Origin of the sequence: Haliscomenobacter sp. (assembly GCF_040403615.1) — a bacterium.
Taxonomy (GTDB): Bacteria; Bacteroidota; Bacteroidia; order Chitinophagales; family Saprospiraceae; genus Haliscomenobacter.
In genome coordinates this window covers 23360-40294 of sequence record NZ_JBBAKG010000054.1, presented here as the reverse complement: position 1 = coordinate 40294, position 16935 = coordinate 23360, and the positions used below count along the sequence as shown (strand labels likewise).

Below are 16935 nucleotides of genomic sequence, written 5' to 3'. Positions count from 1 at the left end.
TTGGATATTGATTATTGGATATTGGACATTGAAAATTAAAAATCTTGGATATTAAAGACTATACATTAAACCTAAAATGCATTATGTCTCCATCCATCACAACGTATTCCTTCCCTTCTACGCCCATTTTGCCAACTTCCTTTACGGCAGCTTCTGAGCCATAATGAACGTAGTCGTCATATTTGATGACTTCAGCGCGAATGAAGCCTTTTTCGAAATCGGTGTGGATCACCCCGGCAGCTCCCGGTGCTTTGGTGCCTTTGCGGATCGTCCAAGCGCGCACTTCTTTTTCACCAGCGGTAAAGTAGGTGATCAGGTCGAGCAGTTTGTAGGCTGCGTGAATCAGCACGTTTACCCCAGGCTCTTCCAGACCCATATCGGCTAGAAACTCCAGGCGTTCGTCGTAGCTTTCTAGTTCGGCGATGTCGGCTTCGATGCCCGCGCTGATCAGGATGACCTCGGCGGGCTCGTCATTGACAGCTTTTTTGAACGCTTCGGAATGTTCGTTGCCCGTTAAAACCGATGCCTCGTCTACGTTGCACACGTACAGAATCGGTTTGCCCGTGAGCAACATCATGTCTTTCAGAATGAGTTGTCCATCATCGTCCAGGTCGCAAGAGCGGGCAGGTTTGGCATCCTGGAGGTGTGCCAGGATTTTATCCACTTGCTCTACCACCCGCAGTTCTTCCTTGCCGCCGCTTTTGGCCGCTTTCTTGGCCTTGTCGAGGCGCTTTTCGGCCGTATCGATGTCTTTGAGGATCAACTCGGTATCAATCACTTCTTTGTCGCGCACCGGATTGACACTGCCATCTACGTGTACCACGTTGTCATCTACGAAGCAACGTACCACGTGAATGATGGCGTCCACCTCCCGGATGTTGCCCAAAAACTGGTTGCCCAAGCCTTCACCCTTGCTGGCACCTTTGATCAAACCAGCGATGTCGACGATTTCGATGTTGGTCGGAACCACCGAACGTGGGCCGATGAGCTCCACCAGTTTGTCCATCCGGCGATCCGGTACGGTGATCATCCCGATGTTTGGCTCCTTGGTGGCAAACGGATAATTGGCCGCCAATGCCTTGGCATTGGTCAATGCATTAAATAGGGTGGATTTTCCTACGTTGGGTAAGCCAACAATCCCACATTTTAGTCCCATATTGCGCGAAAGTTCTGAAGTTCCATAAAACGCGGCAAAGATATAATTTACTATGAATTTTCTGGCTCATTTTTTCTTATCTGGCGACGATCCTGCCCTAATGACGGGAAACTTTCTGGCGGACTTCCTCAACAACCGGGAAGTGAACGAGCTGCCGGAAGAAATCCGTAGGGGCATCTTGCTGCACCGCCAGATCGATCAATACACCGACGCCCACGAGGCCGTGCGCCAAAGCATCCAGCGGCTGTACCCACGCCACCGCAAGTATGCACCGGTATTGGTGGATGTTTACTACGACTATTTCCTGATCCACAACTGGAAGAACTATACCACTGAAGATTTTGCAGTTTTCCGCAACCGGGCTTACGCAGCCCTGCACCAATACCTACCCGCCATCCCACTCAACCTCCATCCCCGGGTAAAGGGCATGGTAGATGCCGATTGGCTCCACAGCTACGGCCTTTATGAAGGCCTGGAATACACCTTCAACCGCATGAAAACCAGGACATCCATGCCCGATCAACTGGAAGGGGCGGTGGAGACCTTACAGGTTTTTCGGGAGGAAATGGACGCCGAATTCAAGTTGTTTTTCCCTGAGGTGATCGGTTTTGTGGGCTTGGATGCCATTCAATCAGGTACGGACTGGAAGTAACGATTTTCATTCCTGAATTCATTCTAAAACTGCTCTCGACATTTCATTTGCAAAAGTGAAACATATTTATTAGTTTCACTTTTGCAAATGAAATCACCATGCATAGAATTCACCTTGGAGAGTTTGAAGAACTTACTTTGTTGTTTGTTGCAGTACTACATGGCAATGCGTATGGCGTAGCGGTCATGGAAGAAATTGAGCAACAAACAGGCCGTGCCGTCAACATCAGCGCCGTGCATGCTGCCCTACGGCGCTTGGAAGAAAAAGGCTACGTCAACTCCGAATGGAGTGAAGCCACTGCCCAAAGGGGTGGCCGCCGCAAAAGACTGTTCAGCATCACTCAAGCCGGACGTGCTGCCTTGGAGCAATCTCGCGACACCTACCTCAAGTTGTGGGAACAAATTCCTGGAATGGCGCCCAAAATTTCCTTTTCATGAAAGTTCCCATTTCACCTGAGCCGCCCCGCTGGGCCGATCGATTTTTGGAATGGTACTGTAGGTCTGAGTTGTTGGAGGAGATTCAGGGCGACGCTTATGAATTGTTTGACAAACGGCTCATTGCAAATGGATACAAGGCGGCCCGACGCGCCTTTGTATGGGATGTATTGCGCTCTTTCCGATTGTCTACCATCCGCAGGATCACTTATAAATTTTCATCCGACATGTACAAAAGCAATTTCAAAATCGCCTGGCGTAGTCTCGTCAAGCACAAGATGTATTCGGCCATCAAGATTGGCGGATTTGCCATCGGCATTGCTGCCTGCTTGCTCATTGCGCTGTTCATCAAAGACGAACTCAGTTACGACAGCAACTATCCTGAGGCCGAACGGATATACCGCGTAGTAGCCGAAACTACCGAAGGAGAATTTGCTGGTCAGGGGGTAGATTTCCCTGCACCTTTTGCCAAAGCCTTAAAAGACGAATTTCCAGAATTTGAAAAAGTAGCGCGCATCAATCCCAATAGCCTCTTTACGGGAGGAGGCAATCCAATCCGCCGAATTGAAGCCGCGCAAAACACCTACGAAGAAGGATTTACCTTCGCAGATCAAGAATTGCTGGATATTTTGCAGATCAAGATGATCTATGGTGACCGCAAACATGCCCTTGACGAACCCAACACCATCGTTATTTCCGAACGCAAAGCCCAGCAGTATTTCCCCAACGAAAATCCGGTGGGCAAAATGCTCATTACCAACGACAATAAAGACAAGCCGGTAAAAATCGGAGGTGTAATGGCCAATTTCCCCAGTACCTCGCACCTGCAATACGATTTTCTGATCTCCATGAAAGGGGTAGAATTTTACAACGGCGAACAAAGCAACTGGGGCGCCAGCAATTACCATACTTATGTACTGTTGAAACCCGGTGTGGACATTGCCAAGCTGGAAAAAAAGATGTTTTCGGTCATTGTTCACAAATACCTAGGTGCGCAGATGAGTAAAACCGAATTGGAGTTGGTTGAACGGTCTTCACGCCTGTATTTGCAGCCCATCCGTGACATTCACCTGCATTCTGCCGAGATTCACGATGGGATGAGACACGGCGACATTCGTTTTGTGTGGTTATTTGGCGCTATTGCTGGATTTATTTTGCTCATCGCCTGCATCAATTTTGTCAATCTTTCCACTGCCCGTTCATCAAATCGCGCCAAGGAAGTAGGACTCCGTAAAACTGTGGGTTCATCTCGCGGTGCGCTGATTGGGCAATTCTTGAGTGAATCCTTGTTGTTCAGCTGGTTTTCATTTGTATTGGGGGTATTATTGGCCTGGGCACTCCTCCCCTATTTCAACCAACTTTCTGGCAAGACTTTGCAGTTCCCCTGGCTGGCCTGGTGGTTTTTGCCAATGATGGTACTGGCATGTCTTTTTGTTGGGATGTTGGCGGGGCTGTACCCTGCTTTTTACCTCTCGGGCTTCAACCCCATCAATGTCCTTAAAGGCAAACTCAGCAAGGGAAGCAGCAATGCCAATTTGCGCAGTGCCCTGGTGGTTTTTCAATTCACGACCTCCATAGTACTGATCATTGGCACCTTGATCGTCACCCGGCAAATGAATTTCATCCTCCACAAGAAACTCGGTTTTGACAAAGAACAGGTTTTGTTGCTCAATGGCACCCAAACCCTGGGGGATAATCTGCCAGCGTTCAAAAACCGTCTGCAACAATTGCCAATGGTACAAAGTGTTGCCGTCAGTGATTATTTGCCAATTGCAGAATCCAAAAGAAATGGCAATGAATTTTGGGAAGCGGGAAAAGATAAAGAAGGCAATTCCTCCGGAACCCAAATCTGGCAGGTTGACAGCGGTTACATTCCCACCCTGGGCATGAAAATAGTGGAAGGACGCAATTTTTCCACCGCCATGAAAAGCGATTCGCAAGGAGTGATCATCAACCAGGCTTTGGCTAAAAAACTCAACCTTGCACCCGCCCTTGGCAAGCGCATTACCAACGGAGGTCAATCTTATCAGGTAATTGGCGTAGTGGAAGATTTTCATTTTGAATCCTTGAGAGAAAATATTGGTGGCATGTGTCTGGTCTTGGGCAACAGCTCAAATGTAGTTTCAGTGAAAATCAAAGGCCAGGACATGCAAAAGGCGATACAACAGATCAGTGCGATCTGGAAGGATTTGGCGCCTACTCAACCCATTCGCACTACCTTTCTGGACGACAGTTACGCCAAAATGTATGCTGATGTGCGCCGAATGGGTTACATCTTCAGCAACTTCGCCATTTTAGCCATAGTGGTGGCTTGTCTGGGTTTGTTTGCCCTTTCAACTTACCTGGCTGAACAGCGCCGCAAAGAAATTGGCATTCGTAAGGTTCTGGGTGCTTCGGTAGGCAGTGTAATGGGATTGTTGGTTCGAAACTTCCTGGTTCTGATCCTCATTTCCTTGTTTATTGCAGTTCCTACGGCTTGGTATTTGATGCAAAAATGGCTGGAGGATTTTGTTTACCGCTACCATATTCGTGGAGATGTGTTCTTTCTTGCCGGATTTTCCGTCATTCTGATTGCTTTACTGACCATCAGTGTTCAGGCGCTGCGCAGTGCCTTGAGTAATCCGTTGGATTCATTGCGGAATGAGTAAAAAAGTCCAACAAAAAATTGAATGTAATTTTAAAAAAAAAGTTTAGCACCCCGCCTTCGGAGGGGTGCTAAACTTTTACTTTAATCATTATTTAGGTGATAAAAAAGCCAAATCAGTGAAGCTGCCCGCCCTGATTAAGGCTTGATCTTATTCCCCGGCTGCACGATCTCAAAATCCTCCTTCTTCTTCGAATCGGTCACCATTTTGCGTACATCGGCCAGCAATTGTTTGGCATCGTATACGATACCATCCTTGATGGTGTACTTTACCCCACCAACGCGTACCACCTCATTGTCTTTTGTCAATTTGACGGCACCGGTGCCGTACAGCACTTGGAGGTTTTCCAGCGGATTTTCCTCTACGATCAGCATATCGGCCAGTTTTCCAACCTGAATGGTACCAATTTTATCGGCCATGCCCAAGGCTTCAGCGCCGTTGAGGGTGGCACTCTTGACCACCTCCAGCGGATGGAAGCCCGCTTCGCGCAGCATTTCCAATTCGCGAATGAAAGCAAAACCGTACAACTGATAGATGAAACCCGAATCCGATCCAGCCGTGACCCGACCGCCGCGGTTTTTGTATTCATTCACAAAAGTCATCCACAGGCGGTAGTTTTCTTTCCAGGCAATCTCCTGCTCGGTGCCCCAGTTTTGCCAGTACGAACCATGCGATATGCGGCTGGGCATGTAAAAGCGCCAGAGCGAAGGCAAAGTGTACTCCTCGTGCCACTCAGCGCGGCGGGCGCGCATCAGATCGCGGTTGGCATCGTAAATGTTGAAAGTTGGGTCGAGGGTAAAGTCGAGCGCCAGTAGCTCATCCATCACCTTCGTCCAGTGTGCGGAGTAAGGCGCAGCGGCTTGCTTCCAGAGTCGACCCGCCTCTTCAAAGCGGTCTTGTTCGTTTTGGTAATTGTAGTCCAGCGGGTAGTTTTGTACCGTTTTGTCGTTGAACAGTGCCTCTGGCAAACCATACCAGTGCTCCATGGTAGTCAATCCGGCGCGGGCAGAATTCAGCACGTTCCAGCGGGCTACGTCCATTTGGGCATGGTGGCAAGCCGAGCGCAGTCCCAGTTTCTTGTTTTCTTGCAGCGCAGCGGTCATGATTTCTGGAGGAGCGCCAAAAAACTTGATGCCATCCGCACCTTTTTGGGCGTTTTGACGCACCCATTCGCGGGCTTGTTCTGGTGTGTTGATGCCATCTTTGGCTCCTTGTCCAAAAAAGGAAAAGGCGACCAGGCGCGGTGCGGTAATTTCATTTTTTTCACTGCGTTTTTTGTGTTCCAGCACCCAATCGAGGCCATTGCCCGCCCCGGGGTCGCGCACTGTGGTAATGCCGTGTCCCATCCAGAGTTTGAACACATATTCCGCATCAGCACCTTGTGCCTGTCCGCCAATGTGGCCGTGCATATCAACGAGGCCGGGAAGCATGTACATGCCCTCGCAATTGTACTCTTTGCCACCAGGCTTGAGTTGGGGACGACCTTTGGGATCAATGGGCACGCCAGGGTAACCCACTTGTTTGACCTCCTTGATGGTATTGTTTTCTACCACCACATCAATCGGGCCGGATGGTGGCGCACCGTTGCCATTGATGACGGTTACGCCCCGAAAAATAAGTTGGCTGTAAGGCCCATCCCCTTCTTTGCGATCGGGCGATTTTTTGACCTGTGCGAAAATACTGCTGCTCAGCAGCACAGCTATCAGGAGTAAGGTGTATTTGGTTTTGCGCATTGGACTTATTTTAAATGACGAATTATTCGATTCGGTTATTTAAGCTTTGTCGTATAATCCAGTACCAGGTTGCAAAACAGGCGTACGCCAAGGTTCATCCCGCTTTCATCCACATAAAAATCTGGCGTGTGGTGGGCAGGTGCGGTCTTTGGATCCTGGCCTTTGGGCATGCCTCCCACGAAGTAAAACATGCTGGGTACTTCGTTGGCAAAAAAGGCAAAGTCCTCTGCTCCAGTTACGGCGCGACTGATCACCACATTGTCTTCTCCGCAAACCCGCTTCAGGGTTGGGCCCATTTTGGTGAACAATTCTGGGTTGTTGAAGGTAATCGGTACGTGGCTGAAGATTTCCACTTCTGCCGTAGCGCCTGAAGCTTCGGCAATGTTGATGGCCGTGCGGCGCATGCGTTCGTGCAGGTCTTTCTGCATGTCCACATCCAGGGTGCGGATGGTGCCTTCCAGCTCTACTTCTTCAGGAATGATGTTGTTGCGCACCCCGCCTGAGATTTTACCAATGCTGATTACCACAGCTTCGCGGGTGAGTTCCATTTGGCGGCTCACGATGGTCTGCAAACCAAGCGCAATCTGAGCAGAAATGGTCACCGGATCGATGCCCGACCAGGGTTGTGAGCCGTGGGTCTGTTTGCCTTTCACCTTGATCACAAAGCGGTCGGCAGCCGCCATCAGGCCACCTGGACGGATGTTGATGTTGCCCACCTCAATGATGGAACTGATGTGTTGACCAAAAACGATGTTCATTTTCAGGTCTTTGAGCAGACCTTCTTCCACCATCTGTTTGGCACCACCAGTTTCACCCGGAGGCGGCCCTTCTTCAGCGGGTTGAAAAATGAAGACCACCGTACCCGCAAGCTGGGTTTTCATACCCGTCAAAATGCTGGCAGCACCCATCAACATGGCCACGTGGGTATCATGACCACAGGCGTGCATGACGCCAACCTGATCGCCACGGTAATCCGATTTTGCGGTAGAAGCAAAGGGGATTTTCACCCGCTCAACTACAGGAAGGGCGTCCATATCGGCGCGCAAGCCCACTACCGGGCCAGGTTTTCCGGTGCGCAAAATACCGATTACCCCGGTTTTGGCTACGCCAGTGCGGACTTCCAGGCCCAGGCTTTTCAGGTGAGCGGCTACTTTTTCAGCGGTTTTGAACTCGCGGTTGCTGAGTTCCGGGTTTTGGTGCAAATCGCGCCGCCACGCAACCACCTTGTCGTTGATGGCCGTGGCTTGTTTGTCGATTTGGTCGTAAGCGGTTTGAGCTGTGAGGCTTACTTGTGCTGTGCAAATGCAGAGGCACAAGCCCCAAAATTGTGTTTTTGTCATACTATTCCGGTTAGAAAAATAAAGAATAGAAGTAAAGTAACGCAGAAAAATTAATTTCCCGATTTTGGGTTATTTCATTTCCGCATAATACTGGTAGAAATACGGAATGGTTTCAATGCCTTTGTAGTAGTTGAACAGGCCGTAATGCTCGTTGGGCGAATGGATGTTGTCGCTGTCTAGCCCAAAGCCCATCAAGACCGATTTTACGCCCAAAATGGACTCAAACAATGCCACGATGGGAATACTGCCGCCGCCCCGCTGGGGAATCGGTGCTTTGCCAAATGCTTGTTCCATCGCCTTGGCTGCGGCCTGGTATTCGGGGGTATCGGTAGGCGTCACAACGGGAAGTCCGCCGTGGTGCGCGCGCACTTCGACCTGCACCGCCGGAGGCGCAATGGCTTTGAAATGCCGCGAAAACAAATCGGTGATCTGGTCGGGATCCTGGTTGGGCACCAAACGCATGCTGATTTTGGCAAAAGCCTTGGACGGCAAAACGGTCTTGGCACCTTCTCCAATGTAGCCACCCCAGATGCCGTTGACATCCAGCGTAGGGCGAATGGAGGTGCGCTCCAACGTGGTATAACCAGCTTCGCCGTGTACAGAAGCGATCCCCAGGTCATCCATGTAGTGCTTTTCGTCGAAAGGCGCCTCGTTCATGGCCTGCCGTTCTTCGGTACTGACAATCAGTACATCATCGTAAAAGCCGGGAATGGTGATGTGGTTGTTTTCATCCTGCATGGAAGCGATCATCTTGCTCAGGATGTTGATCGGGTTGGCTACTGCGCCGCCGTAAACCCCGGAATGCAGGTCGCGGTTGGCCGCAGTCACTTCTACTTCCACATAGCTCAAACCCCGCAGACCGACCGTAATCGAAGGCGTTTGGTTGTCGATGATGGAGGTATCTGAAATCAGGATGACATCGCAAGCGAGTTTGGCGCGGTTGGCTTCCAGGAAAGCGCCCAGGTTGACCGAGCCTACTTCTTCTTCGCCTTCGATCATGAATTTGACGTTGCAAGGCAACTCATCCGAGGCCAACATGGCTTCAAAGGCTTTGACGTGCATGTATACCTGGCCTTTGTCGTCACAAGAACCGCGCGCGAAAATTGCGCCGTCAGGGTGCAATTCGGTCTTTTTGATCACGGGTTCAAACGGGCCGGAAGTCCACAAGTCCAGTGGGTCGGCGGGTTGTACATCGTAGTGGCCGTACACCAAAATGGTCGGTTTGGCAGGATCGATGATTTTTTCGCCGTATACAATCGGATGGCCGGGAGTGGGAAAAACCTCCACCTGATCCGCGCCCGCCAGGCGGAGTTTTTCGGCTACGAACGCTGCCGTATTTGCTACTTCGGTTTTATAGGCTGGATCGGCACTGATGGAAGCGATCCGCAACAAATCCAACAATTCTTCTAAAAAACGATCTTGGTGTTGTTGGATAAATGCTTGAGTCTTTTGCATTAAACAATATTTATGCTTGGTTAGTGGATTTAAAAAATCGCTGTGGTTGGGCGCTAAAAAATATGTCCCAACAAATCGAGTTGACCATCGCGCCAGGATTGACCATTCAGCATTTTGACCATTAGTCCCTTGATTTGGCGGTTCAAAACGCCCAAGGTTTGATCGCCCTGCACGAAAAGCCATTTGCAATCATTCTCTACTGCAAGAAAATCATTTTTTGCATAAAATTCAGGGTCGTGGGCGATTAAAAGTAAGGCATCGACACGGGAAGTATGGGCCAATTGCTCTAAAAAATCCAACATTCTGGCACCTAAGCCTTTAGATTGCATAGAGGGGTGCACACAGACATCGGCCAAACCAAAAATTCGATTCAGTTGTCCCGCATTATTGACCATGCGGTGCTCTACCGCGATGTGGCCGCAAAGTTGACCAGATTCATCGTGCGCCAAAATCCGGAAACTGGGCAACTGACGGAAATGGGTGCGTCCAGGAGGGTATTGCGGGAAACACCATTGGAGCAGTGCAGCAATGGCTTGGTGTTGAGGGGGCTCCAGTTGGTAATCCGGGAGATGGGTGAAGGTCATGATCTTTTTGGTTTTTGGGATTACAATTTAGGGTAAATTTGTGGTAAATTATGAACTCCATCATTCGCAGAAAATGGATTATTTCTGTCGTTTCGTATAAAAAATTAGAAAACGAATAACCATCGAAAATGAAAATCCTCCTTTTTCCCATTTTGCTGTGCTTTTTTTCAGCGTGCTCTTCTGATCCGAAAAGCCAGCAAAACGAAATCCGCATCAATGAACCGTCACAGAATGAGGTTGGATCGAGTTCAGAGATTAAATCCAACATCATGATCAGCAGGCCCAGTAATGTGCTGCTTACCGGGCATCCTGAACATCGTCTGGTCACGGTGCACAAGTTAAATTTCAATAGCAATGGAGAAGAAGCTTCAATTGACGGTAATTTTTTCCATCATTCTTATGCTGAACATCTTGTAGAAGAATACAATTCCTGGCACGGCCATTACTTGCCTGGATTGGAAGCCATATATGGCAGCGGTTTAATAAACATTGCTCATTATCAATTAAAAACGAGACAAAAAAACAACTTTTTCGAGCATCCGGTCTTGATCAATACACTGTATTATCCTTCTTTGTACACCGACACGTTGAATAACAAACCCATTTTCCGCAATTACTACCTGGCATCTGTTTACGATGAAGACACCAACAGAGATAGCACGATTAATTTTAAAGACCTGAGAAGATTCTACCACTTTGACCTGGATGAAATTACAAAAACGCCTTTGATACCAGCAAATTATTCAGTGATGAGTTCTGAATACGATCCCAAAAATGACCTCTTTTTTATTTTTGCAAAATTGGACAAAAATGCCAACGGCCAAAGAGAGGAAGATGAACCAGTACATGTCTTTTGGATTGATTTAAAAAGACCAAAACCAGCCGAACGGCTGTATTGAAAGTTAGATTCGATGTTGCTTTTTGAAGTCTATTTCATCACCCCTCACAAATGCTCTTGCAAAAAAGCATCCAAATCCTCCATTTGCACATCTTGGGTCAATTGGCCTTCGTAAGCCCAACTGATGTGGCCGGTTTCTTCTGAAACGATCAAAGCGGCAACCCTGAGCTGTTCGGTTACGCCGATGGCAGCGCGGTGGCGCAAACCTGCTTTTGGGGGCAAATCGGCGGTTTCGGAAACGGGCAAGACGGCTCCGGCGCTCATGATTTTGCCTTTGCGCAAGATGACCGCGCCATCGTGCAGAGGGCTGGTTTTGTTGAAAATGCTCTCCAACAATTGCTCACTGATGGAGGCGTTGATTTCCACCCCGGCATAAGCCAGGGCTTCCAGGTTGGCACCCTTGGCCAAAACGATCAATGCCCCGGTTTGGGTTTCGCTCAGGTGCATTAGGGCATTTTTGAGCGCCACGATTTCTTTGCCCATGTCTGCCTGAGCAGCAGGCGTATTGCGGCCAATCAAAAACTGCACGAGCACATTAGAGCGCTGTTGCAAGGCGCTTTTGCCCAACAACAACAAGAAGTTGCGCACTTCCTGCTGAAAGATAATCACGATGACAATCACGCCGACGCTGACAAATTTGTCCAGCACCGCCGACAATAATTGCATTTCCAATTGGCGCACCAGCCAGTACACCACATACAAGGTAAGCACACCAATAAAGATATTAAACGCAATATTTCCACGTAAAAGACGGTAAATGAGGTAAATCAAATACCCCACGATCAAGATATCCAACAAGTCCCAAATTCGGATGGGTAAAAAGCCTATTTTGAAGAGTAAGAGCATATTTTTTGTTGATCCTGCAAAAATGATACAATTACAGCACGGTTGTCCACTTTTAGCTGGTAATTATCGTTATTTTTGTGGAGAATCTGCGTCACTGATTATGATTGGCTCACAACGAAAACCCACATGTATGAGAACTCATGTAATTTTACTGTTTTTTTGCCTTATTGGCTCGTCATTGACGGCACAGGTCATTCGTGAAAATGCCCAAGGCGAAAAAATTATTGTGTACCCGGATGGAAGTTGGAAATATTTCAGCAAAAAAACGGGCGGCGGCACGGATTATCCCGTTTATGAAGCCTCGGTGACGCCTTTTGACCATCCGGTGCTAATTACGGAGCAAGATGCTTTGAAAATTGCTACCCGTCGCGTGCAACTGGCCAAAGAAGCCGCAGACATCGCGCAAGATAGGGCCGTTAAAGCAGCCGAACAACGCCAAAAGCTCGAACAGGAGTTCAACAGTATTTCGGGTAAAGAAGCCGCAGAAAGCGAAAACCTGCGCCGCCTGAACATCCGCTTGAGCGCTGCCCGCAAAACCGAAGTGGAATCCAAAAATGAAGCAAGTATCGCGCAAGTAGAGCTCAGCAAAGCAGACGAGTTGACGCGCAAAGGCAATATCCTGGAAGTCTTTAAAATCGCAGAGGCCAATCGCAGCAATCAGGTTTATTTCCCCAAGGCGGACGCCCTATCTGCGGATTTTTTCTCTTCCATTGCGCCCAGTACGCCGTATTATCAGGACTTTGTAAAAAGCAATCCCTACTATGGCCTGGAAAAACAGGTGCAATGCAAGTATGCTTTTAATGGCAAAGACCCCGTGTCTGGTCGCCAGCGCAAAGACCTGGAAGCGCAACACCTGTTCAGCTTTACCGACGAGAAATTGCGCATGTTTCTCAAAGACAAAGAATACTTGAGCTGCAAAGGCTACCTGAGCAGCATGGATGGCGGCTACCGGTTTTTGACCCTGGAGTTTAGCTTTTCAACGCCCAATGCCAAAGAAGCCTATGGCTTTATTGAAAAAGGCAGCGTGCTGACCATTCGCTTGATCAATGGAGATTTCATCAATCTACGCTCTGGCTCCATGGATCGCGGAAGTTTTAACCTCAAGGAAAAGATGTTGACCTACCAGGTGAATTATCCGATCGCTCAAGACCAGTTGAGCTTTTTGGAAAAAAGCGAGGTCGACAAAATTCGCGTATTCTGGAGCAGTGGCTACGAAGAATACGAAGTATACCAACTGGATTTTTTCATGAATCAATTGTCCTGTTTGGACAAATAATTTTTTCGAATGAAAGCCCTTTTACTCATTGACCTACAAAACGATTTTTGCCCCGGCGGAGCCTTGGCCGTTGAAGAAGGCAACTTACTGATCCCCATTGCCAATGAACTCATGCCTCGCTTTGAAATGGTATTGGCTACCCAGGATTGGCATCCTGCCAATCACGGCAGTTTTGCGGCCAACCACCCCTGGCGCAAACCCGGTCAGGTCATCGACTTAAATGGTTTGTCTCAGGTGCTTTGGCCCATTCACTGCGTACAAGAAAGTTTTGGTGCCGAATTCGTACCTGCTTTGCATACCAGCGGCATCTATAAAGTATTTGTGAAAGGAACCGATCCCGAAATTGACAGTTACAGCGGATTTTTCGACAACGGCCACCGCAAGGCTACTGGCTTGGGCGATTACCTCAAAGAGCAAGGCGTAGATGAACTGTACGTCATGGGCATCGCCACCGATTACTGCGTAAAATTCACGGTTTTGGACGCACTGGAATTGGGATTCAAAGTCAATTTGATCCAGGATGCCTGCCGTGGTGTCAACCTGCAACCCGGTGATGTTGAGCGTGCTGTGGTCGATATGACTAGTAAAGGCGCGGTATTGGTGACGTCTTCTGAAATTTAAGTTCAGGAGAATTATGTTAAAATTTTATAAATTTCTCCCCTCAAAGAGTTAATCACTTGGTTCTTTGCGTTGGAGGTACATCCAATAATTGGGACTACCATAACGGATAATCAATCTAAAATGATGATCAAAAAGGTTCTTTTATTGCCTTTATTGCTGTTGAGCTTCCTATACCTACAAGCCCAGCAAACGGCAGTGTACACCGAAGCCAACCGAGCTTTCAAACGAGGCGTTGCGCTTTATGAGCAAGGCGTATTGGCCAAAGCCAAACGCGAATTCCAAAAAGCCATCGACCTAACTTTACCCATCAATGAAGCTCCTGCCGAAAGTTTTCGGTCCAGAGCAGCATTGTACATGGCCAAATGTGCCGTGGAATTGCGCCTAAAAGAGGGCGAAATGATGACGATGGATTTCATTCGCTCTTTTCGCCCCGACCCTGAATACCAGGAAGCCCTCATGGATATGGGCAACTATTACTTCAACGTAGGAGAATACGCCAAGGCGCTGGAGTTTTACAACGAAGTACCAACCTTGGGCATGCCCAAAAGCACCCTTACCCAAATGCGCTTTCGGCAAGGGTACGGCAATTTTGCCCTCAAGGAATTCAGCCTGGCCAAATCCTTTTTCCGGGATGTGATTTCCGAAGCGGATGGCGATTATTATGCACCTGCCAACTATTACATGGGTTTGTGTTCTTTTTTTGAAAACGACTACGCTCAGGCTGCGTCTTCTTTGCAAATCGTGGAAAACAATCCAACCTATCGGCCTTATATTCCTTACTATTTGACTCAAATTTTGTTTGCGCAAAAAAAATACCAGGATCTGATCGCCTATGCTGAACCCAAAGCCAACGACCGTGGCGTTCGGGATTTGAAAGAGATTCAGCAACTGGTGGGGCAGGCTTATTTTGAGTTGGGCAATTACCAGCGGGCGCTGCCCTTCCTGGAATATTACCAGGAGAATTCGAAAAAATTGCGCGAAGAGGAGTTGTACCAAATTGGTTATACCCAATACCAAACTGGCAATTTTCAGAAAGCTATTCAAACTTTGCGCCCATTGTCGGGAGCTGAGTCGCCGATTGGTCAAAATGCAATGTTCTACCTGGCCGATTGCTACCTGAAAGTAGGCCAAAAGAACAACGCCCTCAACGCACTGGCTTCCGCCAAACGTTTCAATTTCGATCCGGTGATCAAAGAAGAGGCAACTTTCAATTATGCCAAACTTGCCTATGAATTGAACCAGCCGCGCGAAGCGGTAGCTAATCTCCAGGATTTTGCACCCAACTCCCGCTACTACCAGGATGCCCAACGCTTGTTGGCAGATGTACTGCTCAATTACCGTGATTACCAGCAGGCACTGGAAATCATCAACGACGTGCGCCGCCGCAACGGGGGCGGATTGCCTCCTCAAATGCAGGCAACTTACCAAAAGGTGGCTGTGAATCGAGGCATGCAATTGCTGCAAAACAACCAAAATCAGGCTGCCCGCGAAATCTTGCAAAAGTCGCTGGAAAACCCCATCGACATGAGTGTGCAAGCGGTGGCACTGTACTGGTTGGGCGATGTGGCCCACCGGGAAAAGAACTACCAGGAAAGCACCCAATATATGGATCGCTTTTTGGGATTGACCCGCAGCATCAGCAAGCTTCCTGAAGAATCTTCGATCCCCACGGCCAATTACATCCAGGGATACAACTTCATCAAGCAAGACAACTACGAACGGGCCAGGGCTTTTTTCCAGGCTTCGGTAGATCTCATCAACCGCAACCGGAGTCAGTTTCGCAACGACAAAATTGCCAACAACGTCTTGGGTGATGCGACTTTGCGCCTGGGAGATTCTTACTTCAAATTCAACCAGTACGACAACGCTTTGCGCTATTATAACGAAGCCATCGACCGGAAGTATGCCAACTTTGATTACGCCATTTTCCAAAAGGCGGTGATTGAAGGTTTGCGTGGCCGACGTACCGAAGAGATTGCTTCGCTGGAACGTTTGACCCGCGATTTCCCTGGCTCAGAATATGCCGATGATGCCTTGCTGCGCATTGGCCAGACTTACCAGGAAATTGGTCGTGCCAACGATGCCATCCCCCATCTGCAAAATTTGGTAACCAAGTACCGAGGTAAATCGCCGCTGGTCAATCAGGGTTTCCTGGCGCTTGGGCTGATCAACTACAACGCAGGCAACTACGACGGAGCGATCAACTACTACAAGCAAGTGTTTAAAAACAATCCTGAACCTTCTGAAGCCAATTTGGCCAGAGCTTCTTTGGAAGAAATTTATGTAAAAGATTTGGGCAAACCAGGCGAATATTTTGCGTTTTTGGAAACTGTACCCGGCTATAAAGTGGACAACCTCAAGCGCGATTCGATTAATTTCCGCGCGGCAGAAATCAAATACGAAAATGGTGATTACCCCCGTGCCATCGAGGGGTACACCAGCTATATCCGTAGTTTTGCACAGGGGCTGTACTTGCCTGCTGCTTATTTCCACCGCGCAGATTCTTACGTTGCTACACAACAATACAGCCTTGCACTCAAGGATTACGATTGGGTCGTACTGCAAGGTGCCAGCAAGTATTATGTAAAAGCCCTGGAGAAAGGTGCCGTGATCGCTTACAACAGCGAACTGGATTTCAACAAGGCATTCAAATACTATTCGGATCTGGAAAGGGCTACCGCGGATGAAAACCTGATTTTTGAAGCCCAATTGGGTGCCATGCGCAGTGCTTACCGCTCTGGCAACAAATCAGCCGTGGCCGCCTTGGCTCAAAAAGTGGCTACCAATCCTCGCGCCAATGCTGCCCAGATTGCCACCGCCAATTTCTACATTGGCAAGCAGGCTTTTGACAACAACGACTATACCAACGCATTGCCCGCCTTGCAAAAAGTGGTACAAACGAGCGACAACGAGCAAACTGCCGAAGCCCGTTACCTCATTGCCTTCATCAACTACAAGCAGCGCAACCTGGATCGCGCCCAGCAATTGTGCCTGGAAGCCAACCAAAAAAGCTCCGCTTATCCTTATTGGGTAGCGAAGAGTGTAATGCTGCTCGCTGACGTATTTGCTGAAAAAGGAGACCTCTACAATGCCAAAGCTGCCTTGGAAGCCTTGCTCGAAAACTTTGATGAAGACAAGGAACTGGTCACTACCGCCAAGGCCAGACTTGCACAAATCAACAAACAAATTGAAGCCAGCTCTCCGTTGAACAAAACACCGGATACCAAAACCCTGGAGTTTCAGAAAAGCAATGGCGGCGGACGCTAAGGAGCGTTGAAAAAATAAGTGTTTCATT

13 protein-coding genes are annotated in these 16935 nt (G+C 48.6%); 7 read left to right on the top strand and 6 right to left on the bottom strand.

What is annotated here, in order from left to right; all coding sequences use genetic code 11:
* Positions 1 to 58: 58 nt before the first annotated feature.
* On the bottom strand, positions 59 to 1156 hold the full coding sequence (gene ychF, locus ABW391_RS17335) for a redox-regulated ATPase YchF (protein ID WP_353483162.1): 1098 nt from the start codon (positions 1154 to 1156) through the stop codon (positions 59 to 61).
* 52 nt (positions 1157 to 1208) lie between these two features.
* Between ychF and ABW391_RS17330 the strand changes: the two genes are divergently transcribed.
* From ABW391_RS17330 to ABW391_RS17320, 3 genes are all read left to right on the top strand, one after another.
* Complete coding sequence (locus tag ABW391_RS17330) at positions 1209 to 1808, top strand: acyl carrier protein phosphodiesterase (RefSeq protein WP_353483161.1); 600 nt, start codon at positions 1209 to 1211, stop codon at positions 1806 to 1808.
* Positions 1809 to 1906: 98 nt separating this feature from the next.
* Positions 1907 to 2245: a PadR family transcriptional regulator gene (locus tag ABW391_RS17325; protein WP_353483160.1), complete on the top strand. Its 339-nt coding sequence runs from the start codon at positions 1907 to 1909 to the stop codon at positions 2243 to 2245.
* Entirely contained in the window at positions 2242 to 4890 is a 2649-nt protein-coding gene (locus tag ABW391_RS17320; RefSeq protein ID WP_353483159.1) for an ABC transporter permease, read from the top strand. Before ABW391_RS17325 ends, ABW391_RS17320 begins: the two co-directional genes overlap by 4 nt.
* Positions 4891 to 5024: 134 nt before the next feature.
* Here ABW391_RS17320 and ABW391_RS17315 read toward each other — a convergent pair whose 3' ends face one another.
* From ABW391_RS17315 to ABW391_RS17300, 4 genes are all read right to left on the bottom strand, one after another.
* Complete coding sequence (locus tag ABW391_RS17315; protein WP_353483158.1) at positions 5025 to 6620, bottom strand: amidohydrolase family protein; 1596 nt, start codon at positions 6618 to 6620, stop codon at positions 5025 to 5027.
* Between the two features lie 35 nt (positions 6621 to 6655).
* Positions 6656 to 7960, bottom strand: a complete 1305-nt coding sequence (locus ABW391_RS17310; protein WP_353483157.1) for an amidohydrolase — start codon at positions 7958 to 7960, stop codon at positions 6656 to 6658.
* A gap of 69 nt (positions 7961 to 8029) precedes the next feature.
* Positions 8030 to 9415 carry a dipeptidase gene (locus tag ABW391_RS17305; RefSeq protein WP_353483156.1) on the bottom strand — a complete coding sequence of 462 codons (1386 nt, stop codon included), beginning with the start codon at positions 9413 to 9415 and terminating at the stop codon, positions 8030 to 8032.
* A gap of 53 nt (positions 9416 to 9468) precedes the next feature.
* Entirely contained in the window at positions 9469 to 9999 is a 531-nt protein-coding gene (locus tag ABW391_RS17300) for a GNAT family N-acetyltransferase (protein WP_353483155.1), read from the bottom strand.
* A gap of 128 nt (positions 10000 to 10127) precedes the next feature.
* Between ABW391_RS17300 and ABW391_RS17295 the strand changes: the two genes are divergently transcribed.
* The gene (locus tag ABW391_RS17295) at positions 10128 to 10898 is read left to right on the top strand and encodes a hypothetical protein (protein WP_353483154.1); all 771 of its coding nucleotides are present in this window, start codon (positions 10128 to 10130) and stop codon (positions 10896 to 10898) included.
* Between the two features lie 44 nt (positions 10899 to 10942).
* Here the strand turns inward: ABW391_RS17295 and cdaA are convergent, their stop codons facing one another.
* The gene (cdaA, locus tag ABW391_RS17290) at positions 10943 to 11743 is read right to left on the bottom strand and encodes a diadenylate cyclase CdaA (protein WP_353483153.1); all 801 of its coding nucleotides are present in this window, start codon (positions 11741 to 11743) and stop codon (positions 10943 to 10945) included.
* Between the two features lie 130 nt (positions 11744 to 11873).
* Between cdaA and ABW391_RS17285 the strand changes: the two genes are divergently transcribed.
* The 3 genes from ABW391_RS17285 to ABW391_RS17275 all read left to right on the top strand — a co-directional run bounded on the left by ABW391_RS17285 (position 11874) and on the right by ABW391_RS17275 (position 16907).
* A complete protein-coding gene (locus tag ABW391_RS17285; RefSeq protein ID WP_353483152.1) occupies positions 11874 to 13019 on the top strand; it encodes a hypothetical protein in 1146 nt (381 codons plus the stop codon).
* 9 nt (positions 13020 to 13028) lie between these two features.
* A complete protein-coding gene (gene pncA, locus ABW391_RS17280; RefSeq protein ID WP_353483151.1) occupies positions 13029 to 13640 on the top strand; it encodes a bifunctional nicotinamidase/pyrazinamidase in 612 nt (203 codons plus the stop codon).
* Positions 13641 to 13760: 120 nt separating this feature from the next.
* The gene (locus ABW391_RS17275; protein ID WP_353483150.1) at positions 13761 to 16907 is read left to right on the top strand and encodes a tetratricopeptide repeat protein; all 3147 of its coding nucleotides are present in this window, start codon (positions 13761 to 13763) and stop codon (positions 16905 to 16907) included.
* The last annotated feature ends 28 nt before the right edge of the window (positions 16908 to 16935 follow it).

What these genes read in the sequence shown, in the direction of transcription:
- ABW391_RS17285 (WP_353483152.1), top strand. Translation starts at nt 11,874, where the DNA reads ATGAGAACTCATGTAATTTTACTGTTTTTTTGCCTTATTGGCTCGTCA.
- ABW391_RS17315 (WP_353483158.1), bottom strand. Translation starts at nt 6,620, where the DNA reads ATGCGCAAAACCAAATACACCTTACTCCTGATAGCTGTGCTGCTGAGC.
- ABW391_RS17275 (WP_353483150.1), top strand. Translation starts at nt 13,761, where the DNA reads ATGATGATCAAAAAGGTTCTTTTATTGCCTTTATTGCTGTTGAGCTTC.
- pncA (WP_353483151.1), top strand. Translation starts at nt 13,029, where the DNA reads ATGAAAGCCCTTTTACTCATTGACCTACAAAACGATTTTTGCCCCGGC.
- ABW391_RS17325 (WP_353483160.1), top strand. Translation starts at nt 1,907, where the DNA reads ATGCATAGAATTCACCTTGGAGAGTTTGAAGAACTTACTTTGTTGTTT.
- cdaA (WP_353483153.1), bottom strand. Translation starts at nt 11,743, where the DNA reads ATGCTCTTACTCTTCAAAATAGGCTTTTTACCCATCCGAATTTGGGAC.
- ABW391_RS17295 (WP_353483154.1), top strand. Translation starts at nt 10,128, where the DNA reads ATGAAAATCCTCCTTTTTCCCATTTTGCTGTGCTTTTTTTCAGCGTGC.
- ABW391_RS17305 (WP_353483156.1), bottom strand. Translation starts at nt 9,415, where the DNA reads ATGCAAAAGACTCAAGCATTTATCCAACAACACCAAGATCGTTTTTTA.
- ABW391_RS17310 (WP_353483157.1), bottom strand. Translation starts at nt 7,960, where the DNA reads ATGACAAAAACACAATTTTGGGGCTTGTGCCTCTGCATTTGCACAGCA.
- ABW391_RS17320 (WP_353483159.1), top strand. Translation starts at nt 2,242, where the DNA reads ATGAAAGTTCCCATTTCACCTGAGCCGCCCCGCTGGGCCGATCGATTT.
- ABW391_RS17330 (WP_353483161.1), top strand. Translation starts at nt 1,209, where the DNA reads ATGAATTTTCTGGCTCATTTTTTCTTATCTGGCGACGATCCTGCCCTA.
- ABW391_RS17300 (WP_353483155.1), bottom strand. Translation starts at nt 9,999, where the DNA reads ATGACCTTCACCCATCTCCCGGATTACCAACTGGAGCCCCCTCAACAC.
- ychF (WP_353483162.1), bottom strand. Translation starts at nt 1,156, where the DNA reads ATGGGACTAAAATGTGGGATTGTTGGCTTACCCAACGTAGGAAAATCC.